Annotated in this window: 16 protein-coding genes and 1 pseudogene; 15 read left to right on the top strand and 2 right to left on the bottom strand. The window is 53.6% G+C overall.

Annotated features, from left to right (window positions below; genetic code table 11):
- Positions 1-103 precede the first annotated feature (103 nt).
- The 14 genes and pseudogenes from thrS to AC4PCC_RS11840 all read left to right on the top strand — a co-directional run bounded on the left by thrS (position 104) and on the right by AC4PCC_RS11840 (position 13,048).
- Positions 104-2,032: a threonine--tRNA ligase gene (thrS, locus tag AC4PCC_RS11905; RefSeq protein WP_492127504.1), complete on the top strand. Its 1,929-nt coding sequence runs from the start codon at positions 104-106 to the stop codon at positions 2,030-2,032.
- A gap of 3 nt (positions 2,033-2,035) precedes the next feature.
- The gene (gene infC / locus AC4PCC_RS11900; RefSeq protein WP_073980966.1) at positions 2,036-2,587 is read left to right on the top strand and encodes a translation initiation factor IF-3; all 552 of its coding nucleotides are present in this window, start codon (positions 2,036-2,038) and stop codon (positions 2,585-2,587) included.
- Positions 2,588-2,684: 97 nt separating this feature from the next.
- Positions 2,685-2,882 (top strand): 50S ribosomal protein L35, encoded by a 198-nt coding sequence (gene rpmI, locus AC4PCC_RS11895; RefSeq protein ID WP_004157374.1) that lies wholly within the window; start codon positions 2,685-2,687, stop codon positions 2,880-2,882.
- 63 nt (positions 2,883-2,945) lie between these two features.
- On the top strand, positions 2,946-3,302 hold the full coding sequence (gene rplT / locus AC4PCC_RS11890; RefSeq protein ID WP_013201905.1) for a 50S ribosomal protein L20: 357 nt from the start codon (positions 2,946-2,948) through the stop codon (positions 3,300-3,302).
- Between the two features lie 132 nt (positions 3,303-3,434).
- Positions 3,435-3,476: pseudogene (locus tag AC4PCC_RS11885) on the top strand (hypothetical protein).
- A 151-nt stretch (positions 3,477-3,627) separates the two neighbouring features.
- Positions 3,628-4,611: a phenylalanine--tRNA ligase subunit alpha gene (pheS, locus tag AC4PCC_RS11880; RefSeq protein WP_067703510.1), complete on the top strand. Its 984-nt coding sequence runs from the start codon at positions 3,628-3,630 to the stop codon at positions 4,609-4,611.
- A 15-nt stretch (positions 4,612-4,626) separates the two neighbouring features.
- Positions 4,627-7,014: a phenylalanine--tRNA ligase subunit beta gene (gene pheT / locus AC4PCC_RS11875; RefSeq protein WP_492124649.1), complete on the top strand. Its 2,388-nt coding sequence runs from the start codon at positions 4,627-4,629 to the stop codon at positions 7,012-7,014.
- A 4-nt stretch (positions 7,015-7,018) separates the two neighbouring features.
- Positions 7,019-7,318, top strand: coding sequence for an integration host factor subunit alpha (ihfA, locus tag AC4PCC_RS11870; protein WP_017802142.1), 300 nt, complete (start codon positions 7,019-7,021; stop codon positions 7,316-7,318).
- Between the two features lie 84 nt (positions 7,319-7,402).
- Complete coding sequence (gene btuC / locus AC4PCC_RS11865) at positions 7,403-8,386, top strand: vitamin B12 ABC transporter permease BtuC (RefSeq protein ID WP_492124648.1); 984 nt, start codon at positions 7,403-7,405, stop codon at positions 8,384-8,386.
- A 40-nt stretch (positions 8,387-8,426) separates the two neighbouring features.
- Positions 8,427-8,972: a glutathione peroxidase gene (locus tag AC4PCC_RS11860; protein ID WP_067703519.1), complete on the top strand. Its 546-nt coding sequence runs from the start codon at positions 8,427-8,429 to the stop codon at positions 8,970-8,972.
- Complete coding sequence (btuD, locus tag AC4PCC_RS11855) at positions 8,973-9,719, top strand: vitamin B12 ABC transporter ATP-binding protein BtuD (RefSeq protein ID WP_492124647.1); 747 nt, start codon at positions 8,973-8,975, stop codon at positions 9,717-9,719.
- A 74-nt stretch (positions 9,720-9,793) separates the two neighbouring features.
- Entirely contained in the window at positions 9,794-10,252 is a 459-nt protein-coding gene (locus AC4PCC_RS11850; RefSeq protein ID WP_492124646.1) for an NlpC/P60 family protein, read from the top strand.
- Positions 10,253-10,635: 383 nt separating this feature from the next.
- A complete protein-coding gene (locus tag AC4PCC_RS11845; protein ID WP_492124645.1) occupies positions 10,636-11,376 on the top strand; it encodes an EAL domain-containing protein in 741 nt (246 codons plus the stop codon).
- Between the two features lie 232 nt (positions 11,377-11,608).
- Positions 11,609-13,048 (top strand): protein adenylyltransferase SelO, encoded by a 1,440-nt coding sequence (locus tag AC4PCC_RS11840; RefSeq protein ID WP_492124644.1) that lies wholly within the window; start codon positions 11,609-11,611, stop codon positions 13,046-13,048.
- 1,100 nt (positions 13,049-14,148) lie between these two features.
- On the opposite strand, the gene AC4PCC_RS11835 is transcribed toward AC4PCC_RS11840, so the two are convergent.
- Positions 14,149-15,195 carry a 3-deoxy-7-phosphoheptulonate synthase gene (locus AC4PCC_RS11835; RefSeq protein ID WP_492124643.1) on the bottom strand — a complete coding sequence of 349 codons (1,047 nt, stop codon included), beginning with the start codon at positions 15,193-15,195 and terminating at the stop codon, positions 14,149-14,151.
- A gap of 171 nt (positions 15,196-15,366) precedes the next feature.
- Positions 15,367-16,194 (bottom strand): posphoenolpyruvate synthetase regulatory kinase/phosphorylase PpsR, encoded by an 828-nt coding sequence (gene ppsR, locus AC4PCC_RS11830; RefSeq protein ID WP_067703533.1) that lies wholly within the window; start codon positions 16,192-16,194, stop codon positions 15,367-15,369.
- Positions 16,195-16,669: 475 nt separating this feature from the next.
- Between ppsR and ppsA the strand changes: the two genes are divergently transcribed.
- On the top strand, positions 16,670-19,051 hold the full coding sequence (gene ppsA, locus AC4PCC_RS11825) for a phosphoenolpyruvate synthase (RefSeq protein ID WP_067703536.1): 2,382 nt from the start codon (positions 16,670-16,672) through the stop codon (positions 19,049-19,051).
- Positions 19,052-19,381: the final 330 nt, after the last annotated feature.

The following is a 19,381-nucleotide window of genomic DNA, read 5'->3' as shown; positions in this document are numbered from 1 at the left end:
AACTGTGAGTCGGTTTCAAGTCACCATGGCCTGAAGTATATGAATTAACTCATTTTTGTATGTAGCCTTGCGTATGGGTTACCACTGCAATTAAGGATGTATGATGCCTGTTATTACTCTTCCTGATGGAAGTCAGCGGACTTTCGACCACGCCGTCAGCGTGATGGACATTGCCCAGGATATCGGTCCGGGCCTGGCGAAGGCCTGCATTGCTGGCCGCGTGAACGGTGAACTGGTTGATGCCGTCGATCCCATTACTGCCGATGCCAGTGTCGCGATAATTACCGCAAAAGACGAAGCGGGTCTGGAAATTATTCGTCACTCAACCGCTCACCTGCTGGGGCATGCCATCAAGCAGCTGTGGCCTGATACCAAAATGGCGATTGGCCCGGTGATCGATAACGGTTTCTACTATGACGTTGATATTGACCGCACTCTGACTCAGGAAGATATCGAACAGCTCGAAAAGCGTATGCATCAGCTGGCCGAAACGAATTACGACGTCATCAAGAAGAAAGTAAGCTGGCAGGAAGCGCGTGACGCCTTCGCTGCCCGTAACGAAACGTACAAGATGACCATTCTTGATGAGAATATCAGCCGTGATGACCATCCGGGCCTGTATCATCATCAGGAATACGTGGATATGTGCCGTGGCCCACACGTGCCGAATATGCGCTTTTGTCACCATTTCAAACTGCAAAAAATCTCCGGTGCCTACTGGCGCGGCGACAGCAATAACAAAATGCTGCAGCGCATCTACGGTACTGCCTGGGCGGATAAAAAACAGCTGGCGGCCTATCTGCTGCGGCTGGAAGAGGCTGCAAAGCGCGATCACCGTAAAATTGGCAAGCAGCTTGATCTGTATCATATGCAGGAAGAAGCACCGGGTATGGTATTCTGGCATAATGACGGCTGGACCATTTTCCGCGAGCTGGAAGTGTTTGTTCGCAGCAAGCTGACCGAATATGACTACCAGGAAGTGAAAGGTCCGCTGATGATGGACCGCGTGCTGTGGGAAAAAACCGGACACTGGGAAAACTACAAGGAAGCAATGTTCACCACCTCCTCGGAGAATCGTGAATACTGCATCAAGCCCATGAATTGTCCTGGTCACGTGCAAATTTTCAATCAGGGTCTAAAATCATACCGCGACCTGCCGCTGCGAATGGCTGAGTTTGGTAGCTGCCACCGTAATGAACCTTCCGGTGCGCTGCACGGCCTGATGCGCGTACGCGGCTTTACCCAGGATGATGCCCATATCTTCTGTACAGAAGAGCAGGTGCGTACCGAGGTGAATAGCTGCATCCGGATGGTGTACGACATGTACAGTACCTTCGGCTTTGAAAAAATCGCGGTCAAGCTTTCAACCCGTCCGGCGAAGCGTATTGGTACGGATGAACAGTGGGATCGTGCTGAAGCCGACCTGGCTGCCGCGCTGAAGGAGAACGACATTCCGTTTGACTATCAGCCGGGCGAGGGCGCGTTTTACGGTCCGAAAATTGAATTTACCCTGCATGACTGTCTCGATCGTGCCTGGCAGTGCGGCACGGTCCAGCTGGACTTCTCTTTACCGGGTCGTCTGAGCGCCTCTTATGTGGGCGAAAATAATGAGCGTCAGGTGCCGGTGATGATTCACCGTGCAATTCTGGGTTCAGTGGAGCGCTTTATCGGTATTCTTACCGAAGAGTATGCCGGTTTCTTCCCTACCTGGCTGGCTCCTGTACAAGTTGTGGTGATGAATATCACCGATGGCCAGTCCGAATATGTTGCAGAATTGACCCGAAAATTGCAGAATGCGGGCATTCGTGCAAAAGCGGACTTGAGAAACGAGAAGATTGGCTTTAAAATCCGTGAGCACACTTTACGTCGTGTCCCTTATATGTTGGTCTGTGGTGATAAAGAGGTGGAAGCAGGCAAAGTTGCCGTTCGCACCCGCCGTGGTAAAGACCTGGGAAGCATGGACGTAAATGACGTAATCGCGAAGCTGCAGGCAGAAATACGCAGCCGCAATCTTCATCAATTGGAGGAATAAGGTATTAAAGGCGGAAAAAGAGTTCAACCGGCGCGTCCTAATCGCATTAACAGAGAAATTCGCGCCACTGAGGTTCGTCTTACGGGCATCGATGGCGAGCAGATTGGCATTGTCAGTCTGGATGAAGCTTTGGAAAAAGCAGCAGAAGCAGGTGTTGATTTAGTTGAAATCAGCCCTAACGCCGAGCCGCCCGTTTGTCGTATCATGGATTACGGCAAGTTCCTTTATGAAAAAAGCAAATCTTCTAAAGAACAGAAGAAAAAGCAAAAAGTTATTCAGGTTAAGGAAATCAAATTCCGTCCTGGAACCGATGATGGCGACTATCAGGTAAAACTACGCAACCTGGTTCGCTTTCTCGAAGAGGGCGATAAAGCCAAAATCACGCTGCGTTTTCGCGGTCGTGAAATGGCGCACCAGCAGATCGGCATGGAAGTGCTTAACCGCGTCCGTAAAGATCTGTGTGAAGACATGGATTTGGCTATTGTTGAATCCTTCCCTTCAAGGATTGAAGGACGTCAAATGATCATGGTGCTCGCTCCGAAGAAGAAGCAGTAGGCCATAAAGTAATAAAAGCCGTCGCGGTTTCGTGCCGTGCGGTTTTTTATTCGCCTGTCTGATTCATTTTATTAACAATGCGAAGTGGATGTTTTAAATGCCAAAGATTAAAACTGTACGTGGCGCGGCTAAGCGCTTCAAGAAGACCGCCTCTGGTGGCTTCAAGCGTAAACACGCTAACCTGCGTCATATTCTGACCAAAAAATCGACTAAGCGTAAACGCCACCTGCGCCCTAAAGGCATGGTATCTAAAGGCGATCTGGGTCTGGTTATTGCCTGCCTGCCTTACGCATAAGTAGTCCCTTTTTTAGTACCCGAGTCACATCGGGTAAAACAGAATATTGAACAGGAGAGCTAAATGGCTCGTGTAAAACGTGGTGTAGTTGCTCGCGCACGTCACAAAAAAATCTTAAAACAAGCTAAAGGCTATTACGGTGCACGTTCACGTGTTTACCGCGTTGCCTTCCAGGCTGTTATCAAAGCTGGTCAGTATGCTTACCGTGACCGCCGTCAGCGTAAGCGTCAGTTCCGTCAGCTGTGGATCGCGCGTATTAACGCAGCGGCCCGCACTAACGGTATGTCTTACAGCCGTTTCATCAATGGCCTGAAAAAGGCTTCGATCGAAATCGACCGTAAGATTCTGGCTGACATCGCCGTATTCGACAAAGTGACTTTCACAGCACTGGTTGAAAAAGCGAAAACAGCTCTGGCGTAAGTCAGGTGGAAGAGGGAGCTCGTCTCCCTCTTTTATTATCCGCGATATCGTCACAAATTCCGTTCTCTGACCCCGGGCAGCCAGTATGGCGTGGGAACATGAGGCCCCTTAAATCCACAAGGTAACACCTGCATGAACGCTCATTTTCGTTTCTTTTTTTACTTTAGCACCTGAGCATCGGGGGCTGGCGCAAAGAGAAGAAACGAAAAATCGCGCTAAAAGCCTCCCTCGTGGAGGCTTTTTTATTTCTGGCGAAGCGAATAACGGACGACACCTCGTCCCCATAAAAACAAACCAGCTCTGATGGCTGGAAGAAGAGGAAAGCATGTCACATCTCGCAGAACTGGTGGCGAACGCGAAAGCGGCCATTACTGATGCCCATGATGTTGCCGCGTTAGACACGGTACGCGTTGAATATCTGGGGAAAAAAGGGCATCTGACGCTGCAGATGACCACGCTGCGCGAGCTGCCAGCAGAAGATCGACCTGCCGCCGGTGCGGTAATCAACGATGCCAAACAGCAGGTGCAGGAAGCGCTCAACGAGCGCAAAAACACGCTGGAGTCTGCTGCGCTCAATGCGCGCCTCGCGGAAGAGACCATTGACGTCTCGCTGCCGGGTCGCCGCATCGAAAACGGTGGTTTACACCCGGTCACCCGCACTATCGATCGCATCGAAACTTTTTTTGGTGAACTGGGCTTTGCAGTGGAAACCGGCCCTGAAATTGAAGATGACTACCACAACTTTGATGCGCTGAATATTCCGGGCCACCACCCGGCGCGTGCTGACCATGATACCTTCTGGTTTGATGCCACTCGCCTGCTGCGTACCCAGACCTCTGGGGTGCAGATCCGCACCATGAAAAATCAGCAGCCGCCAATCCGCATTATCGCCCCGGGCCGCGTCTACCGTAATGATTACGATCAGACCCATACCCCGATGTTCCACCAGATGGAAGGGCTGATCGTGGACAAAAACATCAGCTTCACCAATCTGAAGGGAACGCTGCACGACTTCCTGCGCAACTTCTTTGAAGAGGATCTCCAGATTCGCTTCCGTCCGTCCTACTTCCCGTTTACCGAACCTTCCGCAGAAGTGGATGTGATGGGTAAAAACGGTAAGTGGCTGGAAGTGCTGGGCTGCGGCATGGTGCACCCCAACGTCTTGCGCAACGTAGGCATCGATCCTGAAGTCTATTCAGGCTTTGCCTTTGGTATGGGCATGGAGCGTCTGACCATGCTGCGCTATGGCGTAACCGATCTGCGCGCCTTCTTCGAAAATGATTTACGTTTCCTCAAACAGTTTAAATAAGGGCGGGTAACACCAATGAAATTCAGTGAACTCTGGTTACGTGAGTGGGTTAACCCGGCCATTGATAGCGCGGCACTGTCAGAACAAATTACCATGGCAGGTCTGGAAGTTGACGGCGTAGAGCCGGTTGCCGGCGTTTTCCACGGCGTGGTGGTGGGTGAGGTGGTCGAATGCGGCCAGCATCCTAATGCTGATAAGCTGCGCGTGACAAAAATTAACGTTGGCGGCGACCGTCTGCTGGATATCGTCTGTGGTGCCTCCAACTGTCGCCAGGGCCTGAAAGTGGCCGTAGCCACCGTGGGCGCGGTACTGCCTGGCGATTTCAAAATCAAAGCCGCGAAGCTTCGCGGCGAGCCTTCCGAAGGGATGCTGTGCTCCTTTTCTGAGCTGGGCATTTCCGTTGAACAGGATGGAATTATTGAGCTGCCGCTTGATGCCGTTCCAGGCACGGATATCCGTGAATTCCTGCAGCTCGACGACAGCACCATTGAGATAAGCGTAACGCCTAACCGTGCCGACTGCCTGGGCATTATTGGCGTAGCGCGCGACGTGGCCGTGCTGAATAAAATATCCCTCACTGAGCCTGACATTACGCCAGTAGCGGCAACCCTCCAGGACAGCTTCCCCATCCGCGTGGATGCCCCGGATGCCTGCCCGCGCTATCTGGGCCGCGTGATCAAAGGGATCAACGTTAAAGCAGCCACCCCGCTGTGGATGCAGGAGAAGCTGCGCCGCTGCGGCATTCGCTCTATTGATCCGGTTGTGGATATCACTAACTTTGTTCTGCTTGAGCTGGGCCAGCCAATGCATGCTTTCGATCTGGATCGGATCGAAAGCGGTATTGTGGTGCGCATGGCGGAAGAGGGTGAGTCCCTGACGCTGCTTGACGGAACAGTGGCAAAACTGAACGCCGATACCTTAGTGATTGCCGATCATCAAAAAGCGCTGGCCATGGCCGGGATATTCGGTGGCGAACACTCCGGCGTGAATGAAGAGACGACTAATGTGCTCTTTGAGTGTGCATTCTTCAGCCCGCTGTCGATTACCGGTCGCGCCCGTCGTCACGGATTGCACACCGATGCCTCTCATCGCTACGAGCGCGGCGTCGATCCCCAGATGCAGTATCGTGCGCTGGATCGGGCAACGCGCCTGCTGCTGGACATTTGCGGCGGTGAGGCTGGCCCGGTTATTGATGTGTCCAGCCCGGACAGCCTGCCCGCGCGTGCCCCAATTATGCTTCGCCGTGAAAAGCTGGATCGTTTGATTGGTCACGTGATTGCCGATGAGGCCGTAACGGATATTCTCCGTCGTCTGGGCTGTGACGTAAGCGTTGCCGCCGGTGAGTGGAAAGCGGTGCCGCCGTCATGGCGTTTCGATATGGAAATCGAAGAGGACCTGGTGGAAGAGGTCGCGCGCGTCTATGGCTACAACAATATTCCTGATGTGCCGGTGCAGGCAGGTCTGATAATGACCCGTCATAATGAAGCCAGCCTGTCGCTAAAACGTGTTAAGACGCTACTGGTTGATAAAGGGTATCAGGAAGCGATTACCTATAGCTTCGTCGACCCTAAGATCCAGGCACTACTGCATCCCGGTGTGGAACCGCTGGTTCTGCCCAGCCCTATCTCCAGCGATATGTCGGCGATGCGCCTGTCACTGTGGACCGGCCTGCTGACGGCGGTGGTGAATAACCAGAATCGTCAACAGAGCCGCGTGCGTCTGTTTGAAAGCGGCCTGCGCTTTGTGCCTGATACAGCGGCACCTCTTGGGGTTCGCCAGGATGTTATGCTGGCGGGTGTGGTCACCGGTACGCGCAACGAAGAACACTGGGATCTGGCGCGTCAGGCGGTAGACTTCTATGATTTGAAAGGTGATTTAGAGTCGGTTCTGGATTTAACGGGCAAAATGGATGACATTCAGTTTCGTGCTGAAGCCACTCCAGCACTCCATCCGGGCCAGAGCGCGGCAATTTATTTGCACGATCAACGCATTGGTTATATCGGTGTGGTGCATCCGGAACTTGAACGGAAACTGGATCTTAACGGTCGTACCGTCCTGTTTGAGCTGGAGTGGAACCAGGTGGTAAACCGCGTCCTGCCTGACGCGAGCGAGATTTCACGCTTCCCGGCTAACCGCCGCGACATCGCCATTGTGGTGGCTGAAAGCGTCCCGGCAGCAGATGTTATTGATGTGTGTAAGAAAGTTGGCGTAAATCAGGTAGTTGGCGTAAACTTGTTTGACGTGTACCGCGGTAAGGGCGTTAAAGAAGGTTTTAAGAGCCTTGCTATCAGCCTGATATTGCAAGATACCGGCCGGACACTCGAAGAAGATGAGATTGCCGCTACCGTTTCAGGATGTGTAGAGGCACTGAAAGAGCGATTCCAAGCATCCTTGAGGGATTGAACCTATGGCGCTTACAAAAGCTGAAATGTCCGAATACCTGTTTGAAAAGCTGGGGCTTAGCAAGCGGGATGCCAAAGAGCTGGTAGAGCTGTTTTTCGAAGAGGTACGCCGCGCTTTGGAAAATGGCGAACAGGTCAAACTGTCAGGTTTTGGCAACTTCGACCTTCGCGACAAAAATCAACGTCCAGGACGTAACCCTAAGACCGGTGAAGATATTCCAATTACGGCACGTCGGGTGGTGACTTTCCGCCCGGGGCAGAAGCTTAAAAGCCGGGTTGAGAACGCCTCGCCAAAAGAAGATTAATTCCTGCACTATAAAAGGCCGCATTTATGCGGCCTTTTTCATTATCAGCCACGAACTATTTTCTGCGGATCCTGAATTACGCTGATGACATCGCTATCTCTACTGCGGGAACGTGCCAGACGGCACGATAAGCGCTGGCTGGGCGCGCTGGCTCTGATTGCTCTGCTAATGCTGATACTCAGCCTGTGCGCAGGCGACCGCTGGATTTTGCCTGACCGTTGGATGGATCCTGACACCCGGCTGTTCGTCTGGCAGCTGCGTCTGCCACGCTCGCTGGCAGTGCTGCTGGTGGGGGCGTCGCTGGCAGTCACGGGTGCAGTGATGCAGGCCCTGTTTGACAATCCGCTGGCCGAGCCGGGGCTGCTTGGCGTCTCTAACGGTGCCGGTGTCGGCCTGGTGGTGGCGATGTTTGCCGGCGCCGACGGCATCTGGCAGCTTAGCGTTGCTGCGGTACTTGGGGCGTTAAGCGTTACGCTTATCCTGCTGCACCTGTCGCGTAAACAGCTCTCCAACAGTCGGTTACTGCTGGCGGGCGTCGCGCTGGGTATCATAGGGAGTGCAGCAATGACCTGGCTGGTCTGTTTCAGTACCAGTCTGGACCTGCGCCAGCTTATGTACTGGATGATGGGGGGTTTTAGCGGTATTGACTGGCGAAACGGCTGGCTGATGGTGGCACAGGTGCCGGTTTTGCTCTGGCTATGCTCACGCTGGCAGGTGCTTAACCTGCTGGCGCTGGGCGAGATGTCTGCGCGCCAGCTGGGGTTGCCGCTGGTGCTCTGGCGTAACCTGCTGGTGGTCGCTATCGGCTGGCTAACCGGCACTGGCGTTGCGCTGGCCGGTGCTATCGGCTTTATTGGTCTGGTCATACCGCATATCCTGCGCCTCAATGGCATCAGCAATTATCGTATTCTGCTTCCTGCCTGTGCGTTGGGTGGGGGTAGCGTACTGCTGGCGGCAGATATCCTTGCTCGCCTGGCGCTCGCCTCCACAGAGCTTCCCGTTGGAGTGGTAACTGCTACGCTGGGCGCACCCCTATTTATCTGGCTACTATTGAGAAACCGTCCCTGAAATCAGGGCCTGAACCTTCCCACTTAAACAGGAAAAACTGATGAGTATTTTTGACACAAAACTGACCACGCTGGATGGCGAACAGACTTCACTGGCGAAATGGCAGGGTAATGTACTGCTGATCGTCAATGTCGCCTCTAAATGCGGCCTGACCCCGCAGTACGAACAGCTGGAAAACATTCATAAAGCCTGGCATGACAAGGGCTTCACGGTACTGGGCTTTCCCTGCAATGCGTTTTTGGGCCAGGAGCCGGGTAGTGATGATGAGATCAAAACGTTTTGCAGCACCACCTACGGCGTGACCTTTCCGATGTTCAGTAAAACGGAGGTCAACGGGCCCGATCGTCACCCGCTTTATCAGCAGCTGATCGCCGCCAAACCCGAGGCAGTTGAGCCGGAAAACAGCGGTCTTCTGGAGAAGTTAAGCAGCAAAGGGCAGGCACCCAAAGCCCCTGGCGATATCCTGTGGAACTTTGAGAAATTCCTGATTGGGCGCGATGGCACCATTGTGCAGCGTTTCGCACCGGATATGCAGCCAGAAGATCCCATCGTGATGGAGAGCATCAAGCTGGCGCTGGCAAAATAAGTGCTGCTTGAGTGTCAGGGCGTTGCGGTAGCGCAGCGCCTTGCTCCCTTTGATGCGGAGGTAGGGCAGGGGGAGCTGATCCACCTGCTGGGGCCAAACGGCGCAGGGAAGAGTACGCTGCTGGCCTGCCTGGCCGGACTGCTTCCCGCTCGTGGGCGGCTGATGCTGGCTGGCCGTCCAATAAGTGAATGGTCTCTCGCCATGCTGGCGCGTCAGCGTGCCTGGCTTTCGCAGCAGCAGGCACCTTCGGGCAGAATGCCGGTCTGGCATTATCTGAGTATGCACCAGTCCCACCCCCCCAGCCTGAAAGAACGAGACCGAACGCTGCTCGCCCTGTGTCAGCGCTTTCAGCTGGAACAGAAGCTGGCCTCCCCGCTGAGCAATCTGTCCGGTGGCGAGTGGCAGCGGGTCAGGCTCGTGGCAATATTAGCGCAGATATCACAGCCGGAAGGAAAGCTTTTGCTGCTCGACGAGCCAATGACCGGGCTTGATCTTGCGCAGCAGGCCGTTATGGATCGCTATCTGGCAGAACGGGTGGCGGAGGGGCTGACGGCGGTGGTTAGCGGCCACGACATCAATCATACGCTGCACCATGCCCAGCACGTCTGGCTGATGAAAGAGGGTAACATGATCTGCCAGGGTGAGGCGAAAGCGGTGCTTCAACCCGATCTGCTCAGCCAGATTTACCAGTTGCCTTTTCGTCGTCTGAAGGTTGAGAACCAGGAAATTCTCACCACATTCCTCTGATTAACCTTAGAATGTTGCCTGCAATACCCTTTTGCGAGTAGAGTAAAAAACAACACCCTAAGGATCCCCGTCTGATGCGCTTCTGGCTTCTGGTATTTATTCTCACCGTTGCGGGCTGTAGCCGCCATGCGCCTCCCCCGAACGGCCGACTTTCTGATTCGATTACCGTTATTGCACAACTCAACGAACAGCTGGGGCAGTGGCGTGGTGCGCCCTACCGCTATGGCGGTCTGGGACGCGGTGGCGTCGACTGTTCGGGTTTCGTCTATTTAACCTTTCGCGATCGCTTTGAACTTCAGCTGCCAAGGACAACGCGAGCGCAAACGGATATTGGTACGCGCATTGATAAAGACGATCTGCTGCCGGGCGATCTGGTGTTTTTCAAAACGGGGCGTGGGGAAAACGGCCTGCATGTTGGAATATACGATACGGATAACCAGTTTATCCACGCCTCGACAAACCAGGGGGTGATTCGTTCCTCGCTGGAAAATGTGTACTGGAAAAAGGTATTCTGGCAGGCGCGCCGTATTTAGGTCGCCCATTTATATAGCCTGCTAATAATTATAAGAAAAAGCCCATTTCTTCATCATTTGGTTTATGAGATGCTAATTAGCATAAACCCTAAGACTGCCGGGACTGAGGCACAATTGGGCTTAAGTTGGCAATACTCTCGCCGTTTACTCAAATTTTAGTAAAGATGTTGTAAAGTAATCAGAGGGCGAGGGATTTTTTGCGATATTATCTTTTTGACCAGGCACATATTTATCTGAGTTATGTGGTAGCGTAACGTTTTTTCCGGGCGTAGAGTCTCATTCCGGGTAAACGTGTAGAAACAACACCTTATAATGGCACTGTTGATTGTCGTATTTCGTTGATATAGGATGCGCAGATTGCCAATTCATCATGGCTGAATAAAATGAAAATCCATCTGGAAGCGGATTATAAAAGTTCCACCGCATTTTACCCGATCTATAGCTTCACGGGTCAGCTTATCTCCGTTGAGCTACTGACACACTTTTCTCACAGCACAGCAAATGTTGCTATTCCTCAGGATATGCTGCTGCCGCAGCTTGATGATGAACAACGCGTTTTACTGTTACAAAAACAAATAAATAGTATCGAAAAGCATCAGGATTTTTTCTGCCAGCACAATGTAAAGGCGACGCTAAATATCGACGCCACGCTCGCTGACACAATACTTAAAAGTGAATTTCTCGCGCGGAAAATGGAGTCGCTCGATTGGCTCGCCCTGGAGATTAATGAACGTTTTCCTGATTTAAGCCTGGGGAGAGAAAATCCTTCACTGCTGGCATTAAGTGAGCGTTTTGACTTAAGTCTGGAAAATTACGGCGCGGGACGTTCCTCGTCGAAAGCCATATACGACAACCTTTTCTTCAGAATAAAACTTGATAAGGGCTTTATTCAGCGAAATTTAAACCGACTCTCGTTTAAGCCGTTTATTAGCACCGTGCTGGAGCACATTAAACCTCACTGCGAACAGGTGATAGTACAGGGCATTGACGATGTATCAGGCCTGAAGAAAGTTAGCCGCTTTGATTTTGACGGCATACAGAGCCCTCTATTTTCACCGGTAGGTGAAAATTCCCTCTCTACGTTGATTGATCCCCCCGAGGGATTTGCGGAATTATTGCATTAATAACCCTTCACTGACTCCGTGTTAAGCACCCCCGCGGAGGTTTATACTCATCAATCTGTAGGTTGCATGCCGATTGGCCTTTATCGTTCATTCCCGATACTGCCCAGAGTCAGCTCCCGGGAGGGCTTGCCGCATTGTGCCGTCATGCAATTCTCATTATGTGAATATTGACAGAGCGTACTCAGGCGCCGCTGATAACGCAGCGTCGGGAGTAACGACCGAAGGTAACGCCATGCAATTTACTAATACCTGGCATCAGGAGCTTGAGGGATTCTACACCGCCCTTAAACCCACGCCGTTAAAGAATCCACGGCTGCTGTATCACAGCCAGGCACTGGCTGCCGATCTCGGCCTGGATGAAAGCTGGTTTGACGAGCAGCATGTTTCCCTTTGGAGTGGCGAAACGCTACTGGCGGGCATGCAGCCGCTGGCTCAGGTTTATAGCGGGCATCAGTTTGGCGTTTGGGCAGGGCAGCTTGGTGACGGGCGCGGCCTGCTGCTGGGGGAACAGCAGCTTGCTGATGGTCGCAAGGTAGACTGGCATCTGAAAGGTGCCGGACTGACTCCATATTCCCGCATGGGCGATGGCCGGGCGGTTTTACGATCGTCACTGCGTGAGTTTCTGGCTTCGGAAGCGATGCACCACCTCGGTATTCCCACCTCCCGTGCGCTAACGGTGGTAACCAGCGACGAGCCGGTGTGGCGCGAGACGCAGGAACGCGGTGCCATGCTGCTGCGCGTGGCAGAAAGTCACGTGCGTTTCGGGCATTTCGAGCATTTTTTCTATGCCCAACAGCCGGAAAAGGTTCGTCAGCTCGCTGAGTATGTTATCCGTCATCACTGGCCGCAGTGGCAGCAGGAAAATGACCGCTATCTGCTGTGGTTTAGCGATGTCGTGAAGCGCACCGCGCGCCTTATCGCTCACTGGCAGAGCATCGGTTTCGCCCATGGGGTGATGAATACGGATAATATGTCCATTCTGGGTCTGACGCTGGATTACGGGCCCTATGGTTTCCTGGATGATTACCAGCCTGACTTTATCTGTAACCACTCCGATTATCAGGGGCGCTACAGTTTTGAAAACCAGCCGATGGTGGGGCTGTGGAATCTTAACCGACTGGCCCATGCGCTGTCGGGTCTGTTAACGACCGAACAGCTGAAGCTGGCGCTATCCGGATATGAGACAGAACTGATGCGCTGCTGGGGCGAGCAGATGCGTGCGAAGCTGGGGCTGATGACGGCGGATAAGGACGACAATAATATTTTGACCGGGCTGCTGTCGCTGATGACGAAGGAGGCGAGTGATTATACTCTGACTTTCCGGCTACTGTGCGAGACCGAGCAGCAACAGTCTCACTCCCCGTTGCGCGATGAGTTTATCGATCGGGAGGCTTTTGACAGCTGGTACAACATTTATCGTCAGCGTTTGCTGCAGGAAGGTGTGAGCGATGCGGAGCGTCAGCAGAAGATGAAGCAGGCCAATCCGGCGATTATATTAAGAAATTATCTGGCGCAACAGGCGATAGAGCAGGCGGAGAAGGATGATATTAGCGTGCTGTCACGCTTGCACCGTGCGCTGAGCGATCCTTTCACCGACTCACCGGAGTTCGCCGACCTGATGCGTCGACCACCTGACTGGGGCAAGAAGCTGGAAGTGAGCTGTTCCAGCTGAGTGGTGCTTAGAGCCGTTGTTACAGGTGTAGGCTGCAATATCTGCTGAGTCGGAGGGCAATCCAGGCGCTCTCTGGTTAGTTGTTTGCGCTTTAATATCTGCGATACCGGTGGAGAATCCCAGCGTTTGCCGGTTAGTTGTTTGGGCTGTATACCTGCGATACCGGTGGAGAATCCCTGCGGGTGCCGGTTAGTTGTTTGGGCTGTAATACCTGCGATACCGGTGGACAATCCCAGCGGGTGCCGGGCGGTCCTCGCGCCACGCTTCGCGTGGTGCCTTTGGCTCCGACTCCAGGCCGGACGGCCCGGTCGCGAGCGGGCGTCCTGCCCGCCGCTCCCTGAGTGCAGCATCCCTGCTGCCCTCGCCTGGCCTTCCGTCTGCGCCGCAGCGCTGCGGATTACCCGTCAACCGCAGGGATTGTCCCCCTCTCGGGCTGCTGAGCTGCTTTGAGTAAAACCGTTTAGCTCTCCGCAGGTATCATCAGCACGACTTCCAGTTAAGCCATATTAACACTCAGGCTTTGTAGCCCGCCCGGCCCATTTGCAGGTAATTCGGTAATGTGCTTTTGATGGCGCCTGCCCAGCCGATAGCTCTGAGTTTTTTGCAGGGTTCTTCTTCTTCCAAACCTGCTGAAAGAGTTTCCTGTAACCCTGGAACCGATGTTACCCGCAGCCAGCACAATGCAATAAGCCGACGGGTGGGGCCCGGTGACAGGCAATCCGCAGCGCTGAGAGAAGAGAGGAAGACCCGGATGGGCCAGCAGGGAGGCTGGCACAAGGGCATGCCGGGTCAGGGATGTCCCGTCATGCCCGGTCCGAAAGGTCGACGAGCGGAGCGAAGGCACCGCGCCACGCGCGGCGTGAGGACCGCCAGGCACCGGGCCCCACCCGCAGGCGCCCCCTCAGGCCTGTGCAGCACCGGACCCCACCCGCAGGCGACCCCTCAGGCCTGTGCAGCACCGGGCCCCACCCGCAGGCGACCCCTCAGGCCTGTGCAGCACCGGGTCCCCACCCGTAGGCGATCCTCCAGCCTTAGCAGCATCGGGGACTGGCCTCAGGCGAAACCCATCGACCCTTTGGCATCAGTGAAACCGATCGCTATCAAAAACGTGAATCAACGGCCCCGGCCAGCAAAGCCAGCACTTCCTCGCTATCCTCCCAGCCCAGACAGGGATCGGTTACAGACTGACCGTACACCAGTGGAATACCCGCCTGCACCTTCTGCGTACCCTCCTGCAAAAAGCTCTCAATCATCACGCCGGCAACCGCCCGTGAGCCATCGCGAATTTGCTGAGCCACTGAGGCGGCAACCTCCCTCTGTCGACGATGCTGCTTAAGACAGTTGCCATGACTGAAATCTATCACCAGCTGTTCCGGTAACCGGGCCTCGCGTAGCAACACTGCCGCAGCAGCAATGTCCTCTGCGTGATAATTTGGCTGCCTGCCGCCGCGCATAATAATATGCCCCGAGGGATTCCCACTGGTCTGATAAATCGTCATCTGACCGTATTTATCGGGGGACAAAAACATATGGCTGGCGCGCGCAGCACGAATGGCATCCACGGCAATCTGAATATTGCCATCGGTACCGTTCTTAAAGCCCACGGGGCAGGAAAGGGCAGAGGCCATCTCGCGGTGTATCTGGCTCTCGGTGGTGCGTGCGCCAATCGCGCCCCAGCTAATCAAATCGGCGATAAACTGACCTACCACCATATCGAGGAATTCGGTGGCGGTCGGCATACCCAGCGCATTAATATCCAGCAGCAGCTTACGTGCGATCTCAAGGCCGTGATTTACCCGGTAGCTGCCGTCGAGGTCAGGATCGGAGATCAACCCCTTCCAGCCGACGACGGTACGCGGCTTCTCGAAATAGGTGCGCATAACAATTTCAAGTCGGGAGTGATATTTCTCGCGCAGCAGGTTAAGTCTGGCGGCATAGTCCAGCGCCGCCTGCGGGTCGTGCAGGGAGCAGGGGCCGATAACCACCAGCAGACGCGGATCGTCGCCGGACAGGATGCGGGCGATGCGCTGGCGTGAGGCGGTAACGTTGGAGGCTATTGCTGGCGTGATCGGATGCCGCTGCGCCAGCTCGTCAGGCGTAATCAGGCTCTCGATGCGCGCGGTCCGCAGTTCATCTGTTTTGTTCATTGCACTCTCTAAATTTTGTCTTCGCTGCGGCAAAAGTGCCGGGAAGTGATGGCGATCACAATAAACCAAATGGCGATGAATTCAACAGCAAACGGAGGCGAATCGGGCGTAACGCGATAAATATCACTTTTTACGCCCGCTGCTTTTGAGTGACTATCCTGATCTGCTACGTCAATACATGCGGCGCGTCAGCCCGGTGATATCCAGGATTCGGGTAGCGATCTCCTCTACCGAATAGTTCGTGCTGTTGAGGTAGCGAATTTTATGGGTACGGAACAGCGCTTCAACCTCACCGACCTCCAGCCGACACTGACGCATTGAGGCGTAGCGGGTATTCTCTGCGCGCTCCTGCCGAATGGCGGCCAGCCGCTCGGGGTCGATAGTCAGACCAAACAGCTTATGCTGGAAGGGCTTCAGGGCAGGGGGAAGCTTCAGATTATCCATATCATCGGCGATAAAGGGATAGTTGGCCGCGCGGATACCAAACTGCATCGCCAGATAGAGGCTGGTGGGCGTCTTGCCGCAGCGTGACACGCCCAGCAAAATAACCTGAGCATCTTCCAGCCCACGCAGAGAAATGCCGTCATCGTGTGCCAGCGTATAGTCTATCGCCGCAATACGCGCGTCATACTTACCCAGATTACCAGCCGTAAGGCCATGAGTGCGGTTGGCGACGGGCGAAGGCGCAATGCCCAGCTCCTGCTGTAGCGGGCCTACCAGCGACTGGACGATATCCTGACAGAAACCGTCGCTTTGCAGGATGATCTCGCGTATTTCAGGTGTGACAATTGAAATAAAAACCAGCGGACGTGCCCCGCTTGTGGCGTATAAAGCGTTGATCTGCGCCTTGACGGCCTGTGCGCGCTGCACGTTCTGCACAAACGGCAGGGTCACGCTGTTGATAGCAACGGGAAACTGTGAAAGAACCGCGTGACCCAGCACCTCCGCGGTGATAGCCGTACCATCTGAGATATAAAACACACTTCGTTCGTTATTCACGTCAGTTTCTCTCCCGTTATTATCATTCCTGCAGACTAAATTAAGCCGGTAGCAGAAAGCAAATTGTGATAACAACAGCAAAATAAAACAAATAGTTCACAATTATTTGATATGAACTATTTGTTTTTATAAAGTCCTTACATCTTCATAAAAGCTATTGCTGGTTAATAAAAACCGCTTTGTCATTCCTAAAAATAGCACTTTAAAAAGATATCATTCTTAAAGAGAATTAATGCGCGTTGCGCAACGGGTAAAATCCCATGAAATTCAGTTAAAGCCTATATTATTGATTAAATTAAGAATATTTTATTTATCCGTTGCGCAACGTCTGCGTGGGGCGCGGAGTTTTCCGAAAAGATGGACATTTTGGCTGCTTGATCGATTCAACAGTTTTATTCCGCGGTACGAATATGCCAGGCTCATAACGTCATACTCAGTCCTCATCATCTTAATTAAATCAAAAAGGATTGCTTCGATGTCCAATAATGGCGAACTGCCGCTCGTGCTTTGGTATAACCAGCTTGGCATGAACGATGTTGATCGGGTGGGGGGCAAAAATGCCTCTCTGGGAGAAATGATTACTAATTTGTCTTCGCTGGGCGTATCCGTGCCCAACGGCTTTGCCACGACGGCGGAGGCGTTCAATCAGTTCCTTGATCAAAGCGGCGTTAATCAGCGGATTTACGCGTTACTCGATGTGACCGATATTGATGATGTTGACGAACTGTCTAAAGCAGGCAAACAGATCCGCCAGTGGATTGTGGATACCCCATTCCAGCCTGCGCTGGAGCAGGCGATCCGCGAGGCTTACCAGCAGCTATCGGCTGATGATGCTGAGGCTTCCTTTGCCGTGCGCTCATCGGCCACGGCCGAAGATATGCCCGATGCCTCCTTTGCCGGTCAGCAGGAAACTTTCCTCAATGTACAGGGATTCGATGCCGTGCTGGTCGCGGTAAAACACGTCTACGCCTCGCTGTTTAACGATCGTGCTATTTCCTATCGTGTGCACCAGGGGTACGACCATCGTGGCGTGGCGCTTTCGGCGGGGGTCCAGCGCATGGTGCGTTCAGACCTGGCCTCTGCTGGTGTGATGTTCACCATCGACACGGAATCGGGCTTCGATCAGGTGGTATTTATTACGGCTGCGCTGGGGCTGGGTGAAATGGTGGTACAGGGAGCGGTAAACCCTGATGAATTCTATGTGCACAAGCCCACCCTGGCCGCTGGCCGCCCGGCCATCGTGCGCCGGACCATGGGCTCGAAAAAAATACGCATGGTCTATGCGGATTCGCAGGAACATGGTGAGCAGGTCAAAATCGAAGATGTGCCGGAGGCGGATCGCGATCGTTTCTGCCTGACTCAGGAAGAGGTAGAAGCGCTGGCTGCCCAGGCCGTGCAGATAGAAAAACACTATCAGCGACCCATGGACATTGAATGGGCCAAAGACGGTCACACCGGTAAGCTGTTTATTGTGCAGGCCCGCCCGGAAACCGTACGTTCTAACGGCCAGGTGATGGAGCGCTATACGCTGCAGGGTAAAGGTCAGGTCGTGGTCGAAGGACGCGCGATTGGGCACCGTATCGGCGCGGGGGAGGTCAAGGTTATTCACGATATCAGCGAGATGAATCGCATCGAAAAAGGTGATGTGCTGGTAACGGATATGACCGACCCGGACTGGGAACCGATTATGAAGAAAGCGTCTGCGATTGTGACCAATCGCGGTGGCAGAACCTGCCATGCAGCCATTATCGCCCGTGAACTGGGTATTCCCGCCGTGGTGGGCTGTGGTCATGCGACCGACGTGCTAAAAGATGGCCACAAGGTGACCGTCTCCTGCGCCGAAGGCGACACCGGCTACGTTTACAACGATCTGCTCGACTACGAGGTGAAAAGCTCGCAGGTCGATGAAATGCCGCCGCTGCCGCTAAAAATCATGATGAACGTAGGGAATCCGGATCGCGCGTTTGATTTCGCCTGCCTGCCCAACGAGGGCGTGGGACTGGCGCGACTGGAATTTATTATTAACCGCATGATAGGCGTGCATCCAAAAGCGCTGCTGGAATTTGACCAGCAGACGCCGGAACTGCAGCAGCAGATCCGCCTGATGATGAAAGGCTTTGACGATCCGGTTGAATTCTATATCGGTCGCCTGACTGAGGGGATTGCCACGCTGGGGGCGGCCTTTGCGCCTAAGCGCGTTATCGTGCGTCTCTCTGATTTCAAAACGAATGAATATGCCAACCTGGTGGGCGGTGAACGCTACGAACCTGAAGAGGAAAACCCCATGCTGGGCTTCCGTGGCGCGGGTCGCTATGTGGCCGACAGCTTCCGCGACTGCTTTGCCCTGGAGTGTGCCGCAGTGAAGCGGGTGCGTAATGATATGGGGCTGACCAATGTTGAAATTATGGTGCCCTTTGTCAGAACCGTAGACCAGGCGAAGGCCGTGGTTGAGGAGCTGGAGCGTCAGGGGCTGAAGCGCGGCGAAAATGGGCTGAAAATCATTATGATGTGTGAAATCCCATCGAACGCGCTGCTGGCGGAGCAGTTTCTGCACTATTTCGATGGTTTCTCCATTGGCTCAAACGATATGACGCAGCTGGCGCTGGGCCTCGATCGGGATTCTGGCGTTGTTTCGGCGCTGTTCGACGAACGCAATGACGCGGTTAAGGCGCTGCTGTCGATGGCGATCCGGGCGGCGAAGAAACAGGGGAAATATGTTGGCATCTGCGGGCAGGGCCCCTCCGATCACGAAGACTTTGCCGCATGGCTGATGGATGAGGGAATTGATAGTTTGTCACTTAACCCAGATACGGTAGTGCAAACCTGGCTCAGCCTGGCGGAAATAGCTGAAAAATAGCGTGATTTACGACCAAAACACCTAAAAGGCCAGATTATCTGGCCTTTTAGGTAGATAACGGGCAAAAAAAAGCCCACCACATGGGATGGGCAAAGACTACACACAGCAATTCTTTATTTAACCCGGGGTGTAAAAGGTTGTTTAAAAATCAGCAGCTTGATCGTAAGCGTATGATTCATAATATTCAGATGGGCCTGACGAGTCATTAAGAATCCTCTCATTAGTTTAAAAGCGATAATCTTTCGTAGCCCGGCAGCCACAGAAACGGAGTTAAAAGTGTATTAAAGGTAATCATTATGGGGAGTGAAGAATTGAAAAGGCTTAAAAAGA

This window comes from Erwinia sp. L03-1, from assembly GCF_058686115.1.
This window is presented reverse-complemented; position numbering and strand designations above follow the sequence as displayed.